Origin of the sequence: Thalassobaculum sp. (assembly GCF_040219615.1) — a bacterium.
In the GTDB taxonomy this organism is placed as follows: Bacteria; Pseudomonadota; Alphaproteobacteria; order Thalassobaculales; family Thalassobaculaceae; genus Thalassobaculum_A.
Genome location: NZ_JAVJSE010000010.1, coordinates 242,868 through 258,163, shown reverse-complemented (window position 1 = coordinate 258,163; position 15,296 = coordinate 242,868). Strand labels below are relative to the sequence as shown.

The following is a 15,296-nucleotide window of genomic DNA, read 5'->3' as shown; positions in this document are numbered from 1 at the left end:
CGGCCGGGTCGCCGCGTCCTCTGAACGGGGGAGGCGAACTTGGCATATGTGGAAGACGAGAGGACACGGGCGACGGCCCTTGTCGACGACCATCTTCATGCGGACGAGACGGTCCAGATGATCCTGGCGCACCCGAAGGTCGCCCGGAAGCTGGCCGAATACAGGGACGAGCGGGCCGCGATCACGCGGGCCGCCGAAAAGCTCCGCCGGGTGCCGTTGGAGCAGGCGGCCGACGGGGTCGCCAAGGCGGCGGACGCCATCCGTGCCCGCACGATCAACGTGTTCTTCAGCTACAAGACGACCGACCGCGACACCGCGGCGGCCGTGGTGGGGGCGTTGCGCTCCAGCGGCGGCCTGAACATCACGTTCGCCGAGGACTTCCGGGAGACCACGGTCGGGATGGAGTTCCTGGCCGAGATCGAACGCGGGGTGGACAACGCAAACCTGTTCATCCTGCTGTTGCCCGATCCCCAGGAGGACTACGACTGGCCGTTGTTCGAGACCGGCAGGTTCACGGGCCGGATGGTGCCGGGCGACAGGCTCGTGTGCCTGCATCATCCCCACGTGTCGGTCCCGGACCAGATCAAGCACTTCCAGTCCGTCAGCGCGACCGAGGATGACGTCCGGGGCTTTCTCGTCAGCCTGTTCCGCAACGACGATTTCGTTCCGGGCCTGAAGAAGGTCGGACAGTTCGCCTGGGTCGACGAGATGACGACCAGGATATGCGAGGCGGTGCTGTCGCGCGGATCCCCCGAGCGGCTGCGCTACTTCGACGAGCACGTGGTGTTCGAGGTGGACGCACCGGGAGAGCTTCTCTCCCTGCACTATCCGGACGATCCCGAACTGGTCGCCCTCAAGGCGGCCATCGGCTTCGAGGGCATGCCTGCGCTCGATGGCTCGGCGGCCCTGGACGCGGCGATCACCGACAGGAACCTCGAGATCCTCTCGCGCGCCCGGATACGCGATGCCACCAGAGGCGTCCTGCACATCCTCGGCAAGAAGAACTCGGGGCCGTTACCGTCGACCTGGGGCGAGCTGACCTCCAGGGTGCCGACCCGGGGGCCGTCCGCCCACTGGGTGAAGGAGTTGTGCGATGCGCTGCGAAGCATCGCGGCCGGCGACGACTTCAGGCGCATCTACGCGACGGTCAGGGAGGTCGGCCCCGGCGGCAGCCGCGTGTTCCGGCCGGTCCTGGTCGCGTCCGGCGAACGCGACTACGCGCGGCCGACGGTGTTCCATCTCAGCCTGCTGCCCGACGTCTCGGCCATGCAGATCACCCATCTCCCGGACGGGCTGTCGGCGGTCCTGACCTCGCTGCGGCTGGCCCACCGCTTCCTGTGGGAGGTCGCCGAGAAGGTGCGCATCACCGAGCCGGGCGCGCTCGACATCGACGAGATCCGCGGGGCGTTGGAGCGCGTCGTCGAGGAGGCGGGCTCCTCCGGGCTGCTGAACCCCGGGCTCCTGGTCCCGGCGTTCGAATCCGAGGCCGACCGGCAGACCGTGAGTGCGATGTACAAGCGGTGGGAGCATCTCTACAACGACGCGGGCACCGGCGAGCTGAACATTGCCTTCGCCGAGCGCGACGAAGCCGCGGTCCGGAAGGTCATGGACGAGCTGTTGGAGACCAACCGCGTCTTCCTGCAGATCGTCATCAGGCAGTTGAACATCGGCGCGGATCAGGCCCGCCCGGCCTGACCGGCCGTCACGAGCGGCCGGGGGACGGGTCGGCCTGGATCGGCCGCACCCGCTCCCGCCAGGCCAGCACCACCGCGCCGGCCACGATCATCGCCGCGCCCAGCACCGACAGCGCCGTCGGCACGTCGCCGAACACCGCGGCGTCGTAGAGCGCGGCGAAGATCAGGGTGGCGTAGAAGAACGGCATCACGAAGCTGGCGTCGGCCCGCCGCATGGCCTGGATGAACAGGCTCTGGGCGGTGACCATGACCATCCCGATTGCGGCCAGGATCGGCCACTGCCCGGGTGCCGGCCAGATCCACACCGTCGAGGCGGCGGCCAGGGCGATCGACGCCCCGATCGTGTTGTTGATGAACAGGATGCGCAGCGGCGGCTCGCCGGCCTTCGCCCCGCCGCCGGCCAGCATCTTCACGAAGATCACCTCGAACGCCATGAACGCCGCGGCCGCCAGGGCGACCAGGGCATAGGGCTCGAACGCCGCGAAGCCGGGGCGGATCAGCACCAGCGCGCCGGCCAGGGCGGCCGCCGCCGCCCCCCAGCGCCACGGCCCGATGCGTTCGCCCAGCAGCGGGATCGCCAGCACCATGGCGATCATCGGGTTCAGGAAGCTGATGGCGGTGGCGTCGGCCAGCGGCAGCACGGCCGCGGCCGCGAACATCGCGCTGACCCCGCCCCAGCCGCAGAACGAGCGGGCCGCGTGCAGGCGCCAGGCGGCACCCGCGAAGCCCGGCCGCAGGACCGCGACGAACGGCAGCAGGGCTGCCCAAGCGAACACGAAGCGCCCGGCGCTGACCATGAACGCCGGCAGCGGCTCGCCGCCGATCCCGCGGCCGAGCGCTTTGGCCAGCAGGGTGGTGACCGCCACCAGGCCGGCGGCGGTCAGCATCAGCAGCGCGGCGGTCAGCGGCGCGGGGGCCGTGGGCCCGGGAGCGGTCTGTCCGGCGGCCGACCGGACGGCAGGGTCAGACGGCACCCTTGGCCTTCTCCGCGGCGATCTCTTCGGCGCTCAGGCCCAGCACCTCGGCCAGGATCTCGTCGGTGTGCTGGCCCAGGGTCGGCGGCGCGTGGCGGTACTCGATCGGCGTGCCGGACAGCTTCACCGGATTGGCGATCAGCGGCACCGTGCCGTCGCCGGCCAGCGGGTGGGGCAGGTCGATCTTCATGCCGCGGGCCTTGACCTGCGGATCCTCGAACACCCGGTCGATGGTGTTGACCGGGCCGCACGGGACGTTGGCGGCCTCCAGCGCCGCCACCCAGTCGTCGGTCGAGCGCTGCGCCATGTAGGGCACGATCTGCGGGATCAGCGCCTCGCGGTTGACGATGCGCAGCGGGTTGCTGGCGAACCGCGGGTCGGCCTTCAGCTCGGGGGCGCCTGCCACGTCGCACCAGCGCTGGAACTGGCCGTCGTTGCCGCAGGCCAGGATCACGTGGCCGTCGCTGGTGGCGAACACCTGGTACGGCACGATGTTCGGGTGGGCGTTGCCGAGCGGCTGCGGCACCTTGCCCGACACCAGGTAGTTGGTGCCCTCGTTGACCAGCCAGGACACCTGGGTGTCGAGCAGGCAGCAGTCGACATGCTGGCCCTGGCCGGTGCGGTCGCGGTGGCGCAGCGCCGCCAGGATCGAGGTGGCGGCGTACATGCCGGTCATCACGTCGGCGATGCCGACCCCGACCTTGACCGGCTCGACACTAGGCGTGCCGGTGATGCTCATGATCCCGCCCATGCCCTGGGCCAGGAAGTCGTAGCCGGCGCGCTTCGCATACGGGCCGGTCTGCCCGAAGCCGGTGACCGAGCAGTAGACCAGGCCGGGGAACTCCTCCTTCAGCTGCTCGTAGCCGAGACCGAGCTTGGCGAGCGACCCGACCTTGAAGTTCTCGACCAGCACGTCGCATTCCGCCAGCAGCCGCTTGGCCAGCGCAATGCCCTCGGGCTTCGCCAGGTCCAGGGTGATCGAGCGCTTGGAGCGGTTGGCGCAGAGGTAGTAGGCGCTCTCGGTGGTGTCCTCGCCGTCCTTGCCCTTGACGTAGGGCGGGCCCCAGCGCCGGGTGTCGTCGCCCTCGCCCGGCCGCTCGATCTTGATGACGTCGGCGCCGAGGTCGCCCAGCAGCTGGGTGCAGGTCGGCCCGGCCAGGATCCGGGTCAGGTCGAAGATGCGCACGCCGTCCAGCGGCAGGGGAGCAGTCATGGGCGGATCCTCGGAGAAATGTCGGCAGGCCCTTCGCGGCCGCGCTGTGCGCGGCACCTCAGGGCGATAGGGTGGGGCGGCGAAGGGTGCAAGCACATTCTCTGTCGTGCCGGGGTGTCGGCAAAGGGCCGGCAGCGAAGCACCGGTGGGCAGCTACCGCGTCAGCGGGTTCATCGCCGCCATGGTCGGGACGCTGTCGCGCACCGAGGGCAGCGCCTCGTAGGCGGCCAGCCAGGCGGCCAGCGCCGGGTAGGCGCCGCGCCAGTCCGGCACCAGCTCGTAGAAGTCGACCATGCCGAGCGCCGCCACCAGGGCGAGGTCGCCATAGGTGATCGGCGGCACGGCCGGCGGTGCCGGGATCGTGCGCTCGATGAACTCGAACGCCCGGATCGCGCGCTGCTCCTCGACTTCCAGGATGAACGCCGACTGCTCGGTCGGGTCGCGGCGCTTCTCGCGCGACCAGTTGGTGATGCCTTCCAGGAAGCCGCTCATCAGGCTCTCGCGGGCCTGCGACTGCCAGTCGCTGGCGCCGGGCAGCGACGGCGGGCCGTCGCCGCGCTGGTCGAGGTAGCCGCAGATCAGCCGGGATTCGCCGAGCGCCAGGTCGCCGTCGACCAGCAGCGGGATCTTGCCGAGCGGGCCGTGCTTCAGCGACGGGCTGTCCGGCGTGCGCAGCGGCACCCGCACCAGCTCGAGCGCGTCGCCGAGCCCGCCCTCGAGGGCGACGATCCGGCAGATCCGGGCGTAGGGCGAGTTCGGGGTGTAGAACAGCTTCATGGCGGGCCTCCGGTGGGGACGCCACGGTAGCGGCTCGCCGGTCCGGCGTCACCGGTCCGCGGGCCGCCGCTACGGCCGGACCGCGCTCAGGATCATCTGGCCGGCGGTCATCCAGTGCAGGTCGACCTCGACGAAGCCGGCGGCGCGCAGCCAGTCCAGCTGCTCGACCACCGTCGAGGGTTGGTCGATCGGGTCCAGTTCCTTGTGCCGGAAATGGTTCCAGTCGGCGCGCCGGAACGCCTCGAACCCCTCCAGGTTACCGTCCAGCGACAGCGCCCGGCCCCTGACCTCCTGGTCCCACAGGTCGGCGGCGATGGCATTGCCGGCTGCGGTCGCCGGCTGCACCACGTCGGCCAGCACGAACACCCCGCCGGGGGCCAGGGCTGCGTGCAGGTCGGCGAACAGGTCCCGCTTGCCCGGGCCGTCCAGGTGGTGGACCGCGAGCGACGACACCGCGGCGCGCAGCGGGGCGTCGAAGCGGCGCCAGTCGCGGCCGGCGAGGTCGATCCGCCGGGTGACCAGCCGGCCGGACATGGCCTCGGCCCGCTCGCGGGTGGCGGCGAGCATGGCCGCGGAGCCGTCGAAGGCGTGCACCCGGACGTCCGGCAGCGCCTCCAGCAGGGCGGCGGTCAGCAGGCCCTCGCCGCAGCAGATCTCCAGCACGTCGCCGGGCACGGCCGCCGCCGCGACCCGGTCGACGATCAGGGCGATCTGGCGCTCGCGCTGCGGCACCGCGTAGCGCGACAGGTCGCGATAGGTGGCGGTCTCGGCCTCGGTCCAGCGGCGGTCGGTGTCGGACATGCTCCGACCCTAACGCGCGGTCGCCGGGGCGTCACCCCGGCACGGAGAACCGTTTCAGGCGGTCGCCGCGACCCGGCGTTCGATGCCGGCGCGCCAGGCGAAGCCCAGCCGGGCGCCGGCCCAGATCGCGGCCAGCGCGATGATCGACGGGTAGGCGAGGGTGGCGACCCCGGACAGTCCCTGGCCGACCGCGCAGCCGAGCGCCAGCACACCGCCGACGCCCATCGCCACGCCGCCGAGCCCGGCCCGCGCCATCTGCGCCGGGTCGTCGAAGCCCTCGAGCCGCAGGCTGCGTGCTGCGGCGGCCTGCAGGAAGGCGCCGGCCAGCACGCCGGCGAACATGATGATGCCGAAGTTGGCGGCGACGCCGGTCGAGATCATGCCGTACATCAGGGCGTCGGCGCTCGGCTGGGTGAAGCGCAGGGACTCGACACCGACCGGGTCGAAGGCCTCGGCGGCGACCCAGGAGGTGGCGGCGAAACCGAAGGCCACCAGCAGTCCGACCGCGGCACCGACCGCCAGCGGGCCGGGCCGCCGGCCTGCGGTACGCAGGGCCAGCGCCAGCCCGCCGACCAGCGCGATGCCGCCCAGCGCCAGGGCGACCGTCGCGACCGGCAGGCCGAGGCCGGCGGACAGGATGTCGGGGATCGACGGCGCGGTATCGCCGCCGGGCACCCGGGTGCCGTCGGCGAAGCCGGCGCGGGCCTGGGCCAGCAGGCCGCGGATCGCTGCATAGCCGACCACGGCGACCACCAGCAGGGTGAACACCGAGCGCAGGTTGCCGCGCACCGCCAGCACGCTCAGCCGGCTGATGCAGCCGCCGGCGAAGCTCATGCCGACGCCGAACAGCAGGCCGCCGACGACCAGCCCGCCGAGCGAGAAGTCGGCCTGCAGGTAGGGGGTGCCGGTGACGTCGACCAGCCCGAAGGCGATGCCGGCCTGGGTCAGGGCGATCGCCACCGCGGTGGCGGCGATCCATTGCGCCAGTTTCGGGCGGTCGCCGCCCGGCCGCGTGGTCTCGGCGACCGCGGCGCGGAAGCAGAAGCCGGACCACTGGGCGAGCGCGCCGAAGCCGAGGCCGAGCAGGCCGCCGAACAGCAGCAGGAAGTCCTCGGGCTCCCAGCCTTCGAAGATGCCGACCGCCAGCGCGTCCATGACCGTCCCCGTTGCGTTCGATCTGACGGATTGTTCGATATAACGAACAACATGGGCGGTCAAGCGAACTCGCGGTGCCGGTCCGCGGAAGCCTGGTTGCCTTGGGTCTGATGGATTAATATATTAGATTGTGATTCCGGCCCACTGCCCGGGCCTGGCGCGCATGAGGAGAGCACGAGCGGGAATGCCGGACGACAGCGACAAGACCGAGATCCTGAAGCGGTGGTCCTTCGACCGCAAGCGCCCGCTGGTCGATCAGGTCTACGACGATCTGCGCCGCCGCATACTGGCCTTCGAACTGGCGCCCGACGTCAGCCTGTCGCGCCAGGAGCTTTCGGACCACTACGGCATCAGCCAGACCCCGCTGCGCGACGCGATCGGCCGGTTGGAGCGCGACGGCCTGGTGGAGATCTACCCGCAGTCCAAGACCGTGGTGACGCGTATCGACGTCGGCCTGGTGCGCGAGACCCAGTTCATGCGCACCGCCTTCGAGGTCGAGATCGTCGGCATGCTGGCCGCCGACCCGGACAAGGCGAAGATCGCGCCCGCCGGGGAAGCCGTCGAGCGCATGCAGTGGGTGCTGGAGCGCGACCCGGGCTTCGACGAGTTCAACCGTCTCGACAAGGCGTTCCACCGCTGCCTCTATGCCGCCGCCGACAAGCTCGGCCTGTGCGAGCTGGTGGAGTCGCGCAGCGGGCAGCTCGACCGGATCCGCCGGCTGCACCTGCAATTGCGTGAGGAGAGCAAGTCGGCCCAGGTGGTCGCGGATCATGCCCGGATCGTCGCCGCGATCCGGGCCTCCGACGTGGATAGCGCCCGGGCCGCCATGCGCGTCCACCTGTCGGGGACCCTGAGCCGGCTCGACGTGCTGCGCGAGCACTTCCCCGGCTGGTTCGCCTGACCGACGTTCAGAAGAACAGGTTCGGCAGGAACAGCACGATCTCCGGCACCAGCGCCATCGCGGCGATCAGCGCCACCATGGCGGCGACATAGGGCCACGACCAGCGCACGAACTCGCCGAAGTCGCAGCGCAGGATGCCGCACACCGTGTACATGATCACCCCGACCGGCGGCGTGTTGCCGCCGACCGACACCAGGATGATCATCACCACGCCCATGTGCACCGGGTCGAATCCGACATGCACCAGGGCCGGCAGCACCAGCGGGGTGACCAGCAGCACGTTGACGGTCGCCTCCATCACCGTGCCGGCGACGAACACGATCGCCAGCACCGCGAACAGCGTGACGTAGCGGTCGCCCGGCAGGCCGGCGAGGAAGCCGGTGATGGCGCCCGGCGCCTGCTCGACGGTCAGTGCGTGGCCGAGCACGGCGGCCATGACGATGATCAGCATCACCATGCCGATGTCGAAGATCGAGTCGCGCATCGCCTCGATCAGCTTCGCCCAGGTCAGCTCGCGGTAGATCAGCACGCCGACGGCGAGCGCGTAGACCACCACGACGGCGCCGGCCTCGGTGGCGGTGAACAGGCCGAAACGGAACCCGACCAGCAGCAGCACCGGGAAGATCAGCGCCCAGATGCAGTCGACGAAGCTGGCGGCCAGCTCCCGGAACCGCGGCTTCTCGGCGAGTTCCGGCTGGTAGCCCATGCGTCGCGCCACCACCGAGGTCACCGCCATCAGCACCGCGGTCATCAGGATGCCCGGCACCACGCCGCCGAGCAGCAGCCGGCCGATCGAGACCTCGCTGATGAAGCCGAACAGGATCAGCCCGATGCTCGGCGGGATGGTCGCGGTGATCACCGACGAGAACGCGATCACCGAGGCGGTGAAGCCGCGGGCGTAGCCGCGCCGCTCCATCGCCGGGCCGAGCAGCCGGGATTCCATCGCGGCGTCGGCGACCGCCGAGCCGGAGATGCCGCCCATCAGCGCGCTCAGCACGATCGACACCTGGGCGAGGCCGCCCGCCATCCAGCCGGTCAGCAGCCGCGCGAACACCAGCAGCCGGTCGGTGATGCCGGTGGCGTTCATCAGGTTGCCGGCCAGGATGAAGAACGGCACCGCCAGCAGCGGGAAGGACTGGGTGGCGCCGTACATGCGCTGCATGGCGACGGTCAGCGGCATGTAGTCGCCGACCAGGAACACCGGCACGGTCGACAGCCCGAGCGCGAAGGCGACCGGGATCCCGATCGCCAGGAACAGGAAGAACAGGATCGCGACGACGGTCAGCATCACATCACGTCCCGGGCTTCGGCGTCGCTGTCGGGCAGGCCGCGCAGGTGGCGGAGGATCTGCTCGACCACGGTGACGATCATCAGGGCGTAGGCGACCGGCAGGGCGGCGACGGCCCAGGACGACGGCACCCCGGTCATCGGCAGCGGCCGGAAGTCCGACAGCCGCACCAGGAGGGACCCGTAGTACACCAACGCCACCAGCAGGACCGCGATCGTCAGCTTGATGGCGAGGTCCAGCAGGAACCAAGCGGTCCGGGGCAGCAGCCTGACCAGGAAGTCGATCCGGAAATGCCCGGCGCGCTGCAGGGTCAGGTCGGCCGCCAGCATGGCCAGCCAGACGAACAGCGCCTGGGCGACCTCGTCCGACCAGACCACCGGGTGGCCGGTGTAGCGGCCGACGGTGCCGGCCAGGACGACGGCCACGATAACGCCCAGCAGGGCGACGGCGGCGGCCATCTCGGCGCGCCTGAGCAGGACGAGGGCCTGGTTCACGAAGGCGGGCAGCACGGAAACCCCCTGGTCATGCGCCGACCGTGCCCCGGGACGATGCGGGGCACGGCCGGTGATCCTATCAGTGCGAGGGCGGGCGGAAATCCGGCCCTCCGTTTACTTCTTCAGGGTCTCGCGGACGGTGGCGACCAGCTGGGTCAGCTTCATCTTCTCCCAGACCGGCTTCACCGCCTCGCGGAACGGGGCGACGTCGATCTCGTGCACCTTCACGCCGGTCTTCTGGATGTCGGCGAAGATCTTTCCGGCCCCGTCGACGTTGGACTTCAGGGCGGAGGCGCCCCAGCGCTTGGACTCCTCGGCGACGATCGCGCGCAGGTCGGTTGGCAGCGATTGCAGCCAGGCGTCCGAGACCAGCATCCCGCTCATCAGGTAGATGTGGCTGGTCAGGGTGATGTCGGTGATGACCTCGTAGAGCTTGGCGCCCCAGATCGCCGCCGGCTGGGCCTCGGCGCCGTCGATCACGCCGGTCTGCAGCGAGGGGTAGACCTCGGCCCAGGGCAGCGGCGTGGCGACCGCGCCCATGGCGCCGATGGTCTCGACCCACAGCGGCTGGCCGATGGTCCGAACCCGTACGCCGGCCAGATCGGCAGGCTTGCTGATCGGCTTCTTGGTCAGCATGTGGCGGGCGCCCTGGTACCAGTTGAACGACAGCAGGGTCAGGCCGCTCTTCTTCTTCAGCTGCTGGTTCCAGCCGGCGAAGGTGTCGGACTCCACGAACTTCGCGAGTTCGTCGACCGAGTTGAAGGCGTAGGGCGCCACCAGCACGTTGAACTCGGGCACGAACACCGAGACCCGCGACGCCTCGACGAAGGTGCCGACATTCGCCCCGGCGGCGGCCTGGTCCATCATGTCCTGGGTGTCGCCGAGCTGCGAGCTCGGGAACAGCTGGACCTCGACCCTGCCCTTGCTGCGCTCGGCGACGGCCTTCTTGAAGTCTTCGGCCGCGATCTGCAGCGGGTCGGTCGGCGCCAGCACCGAGCCGAGCTTGAGGGTGTAGTCGGCGGCCGATGCCGGCAGGCCGGCGACGAACGGAGCGGCGGCGAGCAGCGCGGCGCCGAGCGCCAGCGACAGGCGTGACTTCATGGTTTCCTCCCTGGATGACGGACGAGCTTGTCGGTCGCGTGCGGCCGGATTGTTGTCGTCTCACGCACTAATATATTAGAGCATCAGACAAGCCGGCGCGTCAACGCGGGCTTCGTCCGATCCTGCTGCGGGGAAAGTTCGGGGCGGCCGGTGGGTTCCGGAGCCGGGCGCTCGCGCGCCCCCTCCGGAATGACGAGGGGAGGGGTAGAGGGTGGGACCTGGAGCCGGGAACTCGCACGGTCCTCCGGAGTGACCGGGGAGAGGGCGCCGCCGACCCATCCTTCGTCATCCCGGAGAGTCCGCGACAGCGGACGGCTCCGGGACCCACGAAGCGACGTGCCGCCTCAGATCCGGCCGTCGTAGCTCTTGCGGTCGATCCGGCAGGCGCACAGCGTGAAGGTGTTCGCCGTCAGCCCCTCGCGGATCGCGGCCTCCAGGGTCGCGCGGTCCTCGCAGACCACGCCGCGCCCGCCGAGCTTCTCGGCGATGCCGGCGAAGTCGGTCTCGGCGAAGTCGACCCCGGCGTTGCCGTAGGCCATCGAGCGCTGCTTCATCTCGATCAGTGCCAGCGAGGCGTCGACGAACACCACCACGATCACCGGCAGCCCGGTGTCGCGCAGGGTGACCAGCTCGCCCAGCACCATCTCCAGCCCGGCGTCGCCGGTGAACGCCACGACGGCGCGCTCCGGGGCGGCGATCTTGGCGCCGGTGGCCAGAGGCAGGGCGCAGCCCATGGTGCAGAGCCCGGTGGACTGCAGCACCGCGTGCGGCACCAGGCTCTCCCACACCTGGCTGGCCAGGATGCGGTGGGCGCCGCTGTCGATGGTGATCACCGCGTCGCGCGGCACCGAGCGGCGCACCGTGGTGACGATGGCGGCCGGGCCCCAGGCCTCGTTCTGGCCGTAGGCGCCGGCCAGGGCCTCGCGGGCCTTGGCCGGCTCGCCGCCGGGCCAGCGCGCGGCCTTCGGCTCGACCCCGTCGCCAATCATCGCCAGCGAGGCGCCGACGTCGCCGACGAAGCTGACCGAGGCGTGGTGCATGTAATGGGTGTTCGGCGCCGCCGCGATCTCGATCACCCGTTGGTTGCCGGCGTCCCAGACGTTGCGCCAGCCGACCCGCATCTCGATCGGGTCGTAGCCGGCCAGCACGATCAGGTCGGCATCCTTCAGGATCGGCAGGATCTGGCGGTCGGCGACCGGCGACAGCCCGGCGCCGCCGAGCGACAGCGGCGAGTCGTCGGGCACGATGCCCTTGGCCTTGTAGGTGGCGACCGTCGGGATCCGGAACCGCTCGGCGAACGCGCGGACCTCGGCCTCGCCGCCCTGGCTCAGCACGTCCAGGCCGACCACCATGACGGGCTTCTCGGCGCCGGCCAGCCAGTCGCGGGCGGTGTCGAGCGCGGCGCCCGGCGCCGGCACCCCGGCGAGGCCGGGCGAGCGCCGGGTCGGCAGCGCCGGCACCGGCACCGGGGCGGCGGCGACCGAGATCGGCAGGTCGAGATGCACCGGGCCGGGGCGCGGGTCGAGGGCGATCGCCACCGCCTTGTCGGCCTGGGCGTCGACGGCGCCGGCGGCGATGCGGAAGCTGGCCTTCACCACCGGGCGGAAGACGGCCTGGTGGTCGAAGACCTGATGGTTGTAGGTGACCGCCTCGTCCTCGTCGACGCAGCCGCTGACCACGATCAGCGGCACCCGGTCCTGCTCGGCGTTGGCGGCGACGTTCAGGGCGTTGGCCACGCCCGGCCCGACGGTGGCGACCAGGATGCCGGGCGCGCCGGTCATGTGGTAGACGCCCTCGGCCATGAAGCCGGCGGCGTTCTCGTGCTTGGCCAGCACGAAGCGGATGCCGGCCTTCTCAAGCGCGTCGACGAAGGTCAGGACCTCGCCGCCGGGAATCCCGAAGGCCCAGCGGCAGCCGGCGTCATAGAGGCGGCGGGCCAGCAGGTCGGCGGCCCGGACGGTGTCGGTCATTCGGCGGCCTGCGTCCGGCTGGTGGCGGCGGTCTTCTCGGCCAGCCTGGCATAGCCGTCGCGGGTCTGCGGCAGCTTGGCGTTCAGCAGCCGCGAGGCAACCACGGTGCGCAGGATCTGCGCGGTGCCGCCGCCGATGGTGAACATCCGGGCGTCGCGCTGGATGCGTTCCATCGGCCAGTTGCGCGAGTAGCCGCGGGCGCCGTGGATCTGCAGGGCGTCGGTGGTCACCTTCAGCGCCATCTCCGAGGCGAAGATCTTCGACTGGGCGGCCGCCAGGCTGTCCGGGAACGGGTTGCCGCCCCGGCCCTCGGTGGCGGCGGCCCGCCAGATCAGGGCGCGGGCGGCCTCGAGCTGCACGCTCATGTCGGCCAGCATCCACTGCAGGCCCTGGAACTCGGCGATCGGCCGGCCGAACTGCTCGCGCTCCTGGGAGAACGCCAGGGCCCGGCGGTAGGCACCCTCGGCCAGGCCGAGCGCCACGGTACCGGCACCGACGCGCTGGGCGTTGTAGGCGTTCATCAGGTCGGCGAAGCCGCGCTTCAGCCCGCTCGGCGGCATCACCAGCCGGTCGGCCGGCAGTGCGAGGTCCTGGAACAGCACTTCGGTCTCGGGGATGCCGCGCAGGCCCATGGTCGGCTCGCGGTCGCCGATCACCAGGCCCTCGTCCTCGTCGCGGAACGCCAGGAAGCCGCCGATGCCGAGCTCGGCGCCGGTCTCGTCGAACACCCGCGCGAAGATCAGGTGCAGGCGCGACACGCCGCCGCCGGTGATCCAGTGCTTCTTGCCGTTCAGGATGTACTTGTCGCCGCGGCGGTCGGCCCGGGTGGTCATCTCGGTGGCGGCCGAGCCGGCCTCCGGCTCGGTGATGCAGATCGCCGGCTTGTCGCCGGACAGCACGTAGCCGGCGGCGCGTTGCTTCTGCTCCTCGGTGCCGTACTGCATGACCGCCGAGATCGCGCCCATGTTGCCCTCGACCGCGATCCGGCCGGTCACGCCGCACTGCGCCGCCATCTCCTCGATCACCAGGGTGACGTCGAGGTAGGAGTGCCCGGGCCCGCCGTATTCCTTCGGCACGGTCATGCCCATGAAGCCGGCCTCGGTCAGCGCCTTCACGTTGTCCCAGGGGTAGGTCTCGGTGCGGTCGACTTCGGCGGCGCGCGGCGCGATCACCCGCTCGGCCAGGTCGCGGGCCTTGGCGCGCAATTCCTCCTGCGCGGCGGTCAGGGCGAAACTCATGACGTCATCCTTTCCGCGGCCGGGTGGGAACAAGCCGATGGCAGGCGAGCGGCCGCTCACGGAACCGTGAGTCGAGAGTGAGGATCGTTCGGACTTAAGGCAAGCGAATTAACTTGAAGTCTAGCTTAAGTATTCTTGATGATAAGATATGAACCTGCGACACTTGGAGACGCTCCTGGCGATCGCCGAGACCGGCAGCTTCGCGGCCGCCGCCGACCGTGTCGGGGTCACCCAGTCGGCGGTCTCGATGCAGATGCGGGCGCTCGAGGAGCTGCTGGGGTCGGCCCTGTTCGACCGGGCCCGCCGGCCGCCGGTGCTGAACGACCTCGGTCGCGGCCTGCTGCCGCATGCCCGCGGCGTGGTGCGGGCGGCCGAGGATCTGGCGGCGGCGGCGTCCGGGGCCGTGCTGCGCGGCCGGCTGCGGTTCGGGGTGATCCCGACGGCCGCCACCGGGCTGGTGCCGGACGCGCTGACCCGGCTGGCGGCGCGCGCGCCCGACCTGCAGATCCGCATCGAGTCCGGGTTGTCGGCCGACCTGGCGCGCCGGGTCGGGCAGGGCGTGCTCGACGCGGCACTGGTGACCGAGACGGCCCGGCTGGAGCGCGGTCTCGTGGTCCGACCCGTGCTGGAGGAACCGCTGATGGTGGTGGCGCCGCGGGCGGCGGCCGGTCCGCCGGCCCGCACCCTGCTGCGTCGTCTTCCGTTCGTCCGTTTCAACCGCCGGACCGGCGTCGGCCGGATCATCGACTCCGCCCTCAGACGCGACCGCATCGCGGTGACCGAGACCATGGAACTGGACTCGATCGAGGCCATCCTGGCGATGGTCGGGCGTGGCCTCGGGGTGGCAGTTGTGCCGGCCGGGTCGGTCGCCGGGCCGGTCGCGGCCACCGTGCACGCCCTGCCGTTCGGCGACCCGCCGGTGCTGCGCCGGGTCGGGCTGCTGGAACGCGAGCGCCCGTCCGGCGGCGAGGTCAATCCGATGACGGCGGCGCTGCTCGACGTGCTGCGCGCGTCGGTGACCCTGCCGGCGGTGGCGGTTGCCGATTGAGACAGTTTGCCCGGCCGGGTCGGGAGGGCTATAAAACAGCATGCGTACCCCTGTATTCGAGGCTGGACCGGCACCCCTGCTGCGGGGCGCACTCGGCGACGACGCGGTCGGTCGCCTGGCCGGGTACTGGTACGAGTTGTCGGACACCGCCGGCGGCGTACCTCTCCGCTCCGCCTTCGATCCGGCGCGCGTGGTCGACCTGATGCCGCGGCTGGTGATCGCCGAGCACCTGGGCGACTACGATTTCCGATACCGGCTGCTGGGCACCGAGGTCGACGGATTCACCAAGCGCCGCTACACCGGCTGCCGGACGTCCGAGATCGACGGGCACGGCCCGGGCAACCGGATCCACGCGATTTTCGTCGCGGCACTCGAAAGCGGCCGGCCATTCGCCATGGCCATGCCCTATATCGGCAGCAGCCGGTTCTGCCGCTCGGTGCGGCAGGTCTCGCTGCCGTTCCGGACCGAGGCCGGGACGGAGCAGCTGATCACCCTGATCGACTTCGACCTGCGTCCCGGGGTGACGCCTTCGATGATCCCGTTGGCCGAGCGCAAGCTCATCTGATGCCGGACTTGCCGGTTTTGTGGGCAGGCCTTACACAGAACCGATGTTGACGCCGGTGTCCGAGGACGGTCCCGCAC

The 15,296-nt window shown here is 71.0% G+C and carries 14 protein-coding genes; 4 read left to right on the top strand and 10 right to left on the bottom strand.

Annotation, left to right across the window (positions count from 1 at the left end; genetic code table 11):
- Positions 1-39: 39 nt before the first annotated feature.
- Positions 40-1,695 (top strand): toll/interleukin-1 receptor domain-containing protein, encoded by a 1,656-nt coding sequence (locus RIC31_RS05935; protein WP_350104199.1) that lies wholly within the window; start codon positions 40-42, stop codon positions 1,693-1,695.
- Between the two features lie 7 nt (positions 1,696-1,702).
- Here the strand turns inward: RIC31_RS05935 and RIC31_RS05930 are convergent, their stop codons facing one another.
- From RIC31_RS05930 to RIC31_RS05910, 5 genes are all read right to left on the bottom strand, one after another.
- The gene (locus RIC31_RS05930; protein ID WP_350104197.1) at positions 1,703-2,668 is read right to left on the bottom strand and encodes a DMT family transporter; all 966 of its coding nucleotides are present in this window, start codon (positions 2,666-2,668) and stop codon (positions 1,703-1,705) included.
- Positions 2,658-3,881, bottom strand: a complete 1,224-nt coding sequence (locus tag RIC31_RS05925) for a CaiB/BaiF CoA transferase family protein (RefSeq protein WP_350104194.1) — start codon at positions 3,879-3,881, stop codon at positions 2,658-2,660. The genes RIC31_RS05930 and RIC31_RS05925 overlap by 11 nt, the downstream gene beginning before the upstream one ends.
- A gap of 153 nt (positions 3,882-4,034) precedes the next feature.
- Complete coding sequence (locus tag RIC31_RS05920; RefSeq protein ID WP_350104192.1) at positions 4,035-4,658, bottom strand: glutathione S-transferase family protein; 624 nt, start codon at positions 4,656-4,658, stop codon at positions 4,035-4,037.
- Between the two features lie 69 nt (positions 4,659-4,727).
- On the bottom strand, positions 4,728-5,459 hold the full coding sequence (locus RIC31_RS05915) for a class I SAM-dependent methyltransferase (RefSeq protein WP_350104190.1): 732 nt from the start codon (positions 5,457-5,459) through the stop codon (positions 4,728-4,730).
- A gap of 54 nt (positions 5,460-5,513) precedes the next feature.
- Complete coding sequence (locus tag RIC31_RS05910) at positions 5,514-6,614, bottom strand: YeeE/YedE thiosulfate transporter family protein (protein WP_350104188.1); 1,101 nt, start codon at positions 6,612-6,614, stop codon at positions 5,514-5,516.
- Positions 6,615-6,798: 184 nt separating this feature from the next.
- Here RIC31_RS05910 and RIC31_RS05905 point away from each other — a divergent pair, with 184 nt between their 5' ends.
- Positions 6,799-7,515, top strand: a complete 717-nt coding sequence (locus RIC31_RS05905; RefSeq protein ID WP_350104186.1) for a GntR family transcriptional regulator — start codon at positions 6,799-6,801, stop codon at positions 7,513-7,515.
- Positions 7,516-7,522: 7 nt separating this feature from the next.
- Here RIC31_RS05905 and RIC31_RS05900 read toward each other — a convergent pair whose 3' ends face one another.
- The 5 genes from RIC31_RS05900 to acdA form a co-directional block, all read right to left on the bottom strand.
- Positions 7,523-8,803, bottom strand: a complete 1,281-nt coding sequence (locus tag RIC31_RS05900; RefSeq protein WP_350104184.1) for a TRAP transporter large permease — start codon at positions 8,801-8,803, stop codon at positions 7,523-7,525.
- Positions 8,803-9,312: a TRAP transporter small permease gene (locus tag RIC31_RS05895; RefSeq protein ID WP_350104182.1), complete on the bottom strand. Its 510-nt coding sequence runs from the start codon at positions 9,310-9,312 to the stop codon at positions 8,803-8,805. The genes RIC31_RS05900 and RIC31_RS05895 overlap by 1 nt, the downstream gene beginning before the upstream one ends.
- A 99-nt stretch (positions 9,313-9,411) precedes the next feature.
- The gene (locus RIC31_RS05890) at positions 9,412-10,398 is read right to left on the bottom strand and encodes a C4-dicarboxylate TRAP transporter substrate-binding protein (protein WP_350104181.1); all 987 of its coding nucleotides are present in this window, start codon (positions 10,396-10,398) and stop codon (positions 9,412-9,414) included.
- 344 nt (positions 10,399-10,742) lie between these two features.
- Positions 10,743-12,368 carry a thiamine pyrophosphate-binding protein gene (locus RIC31_RS05885; protein WP_350104179.1) on the bottom strand — a complete coding sequence of 542 codons (1,626 nt, stop codon included), beginning with the start codon at positions 12,366-12,368 and terminating at the stop codon, positions 10,743-10,745.
- Positions 12,365-13,606: a 3-sulfinopropanoyl-CoA desulfinase gene (acdA, locus tag RIC31_RS05880; RefSeq protein ID WP_350104178.1), complete on the bottom strand. Its 1,242-nt coding sequence runs from the start codon at positions 13,604-13,606 to the stop codon at positions 12,365-12,367. The genes RIC31_RS05885 and acdA overlap by 4 nt, the downstream gene beginning before the upstream one ends.
- Positions 13,607-13,754: 148 nt before the next feature.
- Here acdA and RIC31_RS05875 point away from each other — a divergent pair, with 148 nt between their 5' ends.
- Together RIC31_RS05875 and RIC31_RS05870 are read left to right on the top strand one after the other, a co-directional pair.
- Positions 13,755-14,654 (top strand): LysR family transcriptional regulator, encoded by a 900-nt coding sequence (locus tag RIC31_RS05875; RefSeq protein WP_350104174.1) that lies wholly within the window; start codon positions 13,755-13,757, stop codon positions 14,652-14,654.
- A gap of 40 nt (positions 14,655-14,694) precedes the next feature.
- Positions 14,695-15,219: a PAS domain-containing protein gene (locus RIC31_RS05870; protein ID WP_350104171.1), complete on the top strand. Its 525-nt coding sequence runs from the start codon at positions 14,695-14,697 to the stop codon at positions 15,217-15,219.
- Positions 15,220-15,296 lie beyond the last annotated feature (77 nt).

Coding starts and splice junctions, on each gene's coding strand:
- RIC31_RS05915 (WP_350104190.1), bottom strand. CDS start 5,459: ATGTCCGACACCGACCGCCGCTGGACCGAGGCCGAGACCGCCACCTAT.
- RIC31_RS05870 (WP_350104171.1), top strand. CDS start 14,695: ATGCGTACCCCTGTATTCGAGGCTGGACCGGCACCCCTGCTGCGGGGC.
- RIC31_RS05920 (WP_350104192.1), bottom strand. CDS start 4,658: ATGAAGCTGTTCTACACCCCGAACTCGCCCTACGCCCGGATCTGCCGG.
- RIC31_RS05890 (WP_350104181.1), bottom strand. CDS start 10,398: ATGAAGTCACGCCTGTCGCTGGCGCTCGGCGCCGCGCTGCTCGCCGCC.
- RIC31_RS05875 (WP_350104174.1), top strand. CDS start 13,755: ATGAACCTGCGACACTTGGAGACGCTCCTGGCGATCGCCGAGACCGGC.
- RIC31_RS05925 (WP_350104194.1), bottom strand. CDS start 3,881: ATGACTGCTCCCCTGCCGCTGGACGGCGTGCGCATCTTCGACCTGACC.
- RIC31_RS05905 (WP_350104186.1), top strand. CDS start 6,799: ATGCCGGACGACAGCGACAAGACCGAGATCCTGAAGCGGTGGTCCTTC.
- RIC31_RS05885 (WP_350104179.1), bottom strand. CDS start 12,368: ATGACCGACACCGTCCGGGCCGCCGACCTGCTGGCCCGCCGCCTCTAT.
- RIC31_RS05900 (WP_350104184.1), bottom strand. CDS start 8,803: ATGCTGACCGTCGTCGCGATCCTGTTCTTCCTGTTCCTGGCGATCGGG.
- RIC31_RS05910 (WP_350104188.1), bottom strand. CDS start 6,614: ATGGACGCGCTGGCGGTCGGCATCTTCGAAGGCTGGGAGCCCGAGGAC.
- acdA (WP_350104178.1), bottom strand. CDS start 13,606: ATGAGTTTCGCCCTGACCGCCGCGCAGGAGGAATTGCGCGCCAAGGCC.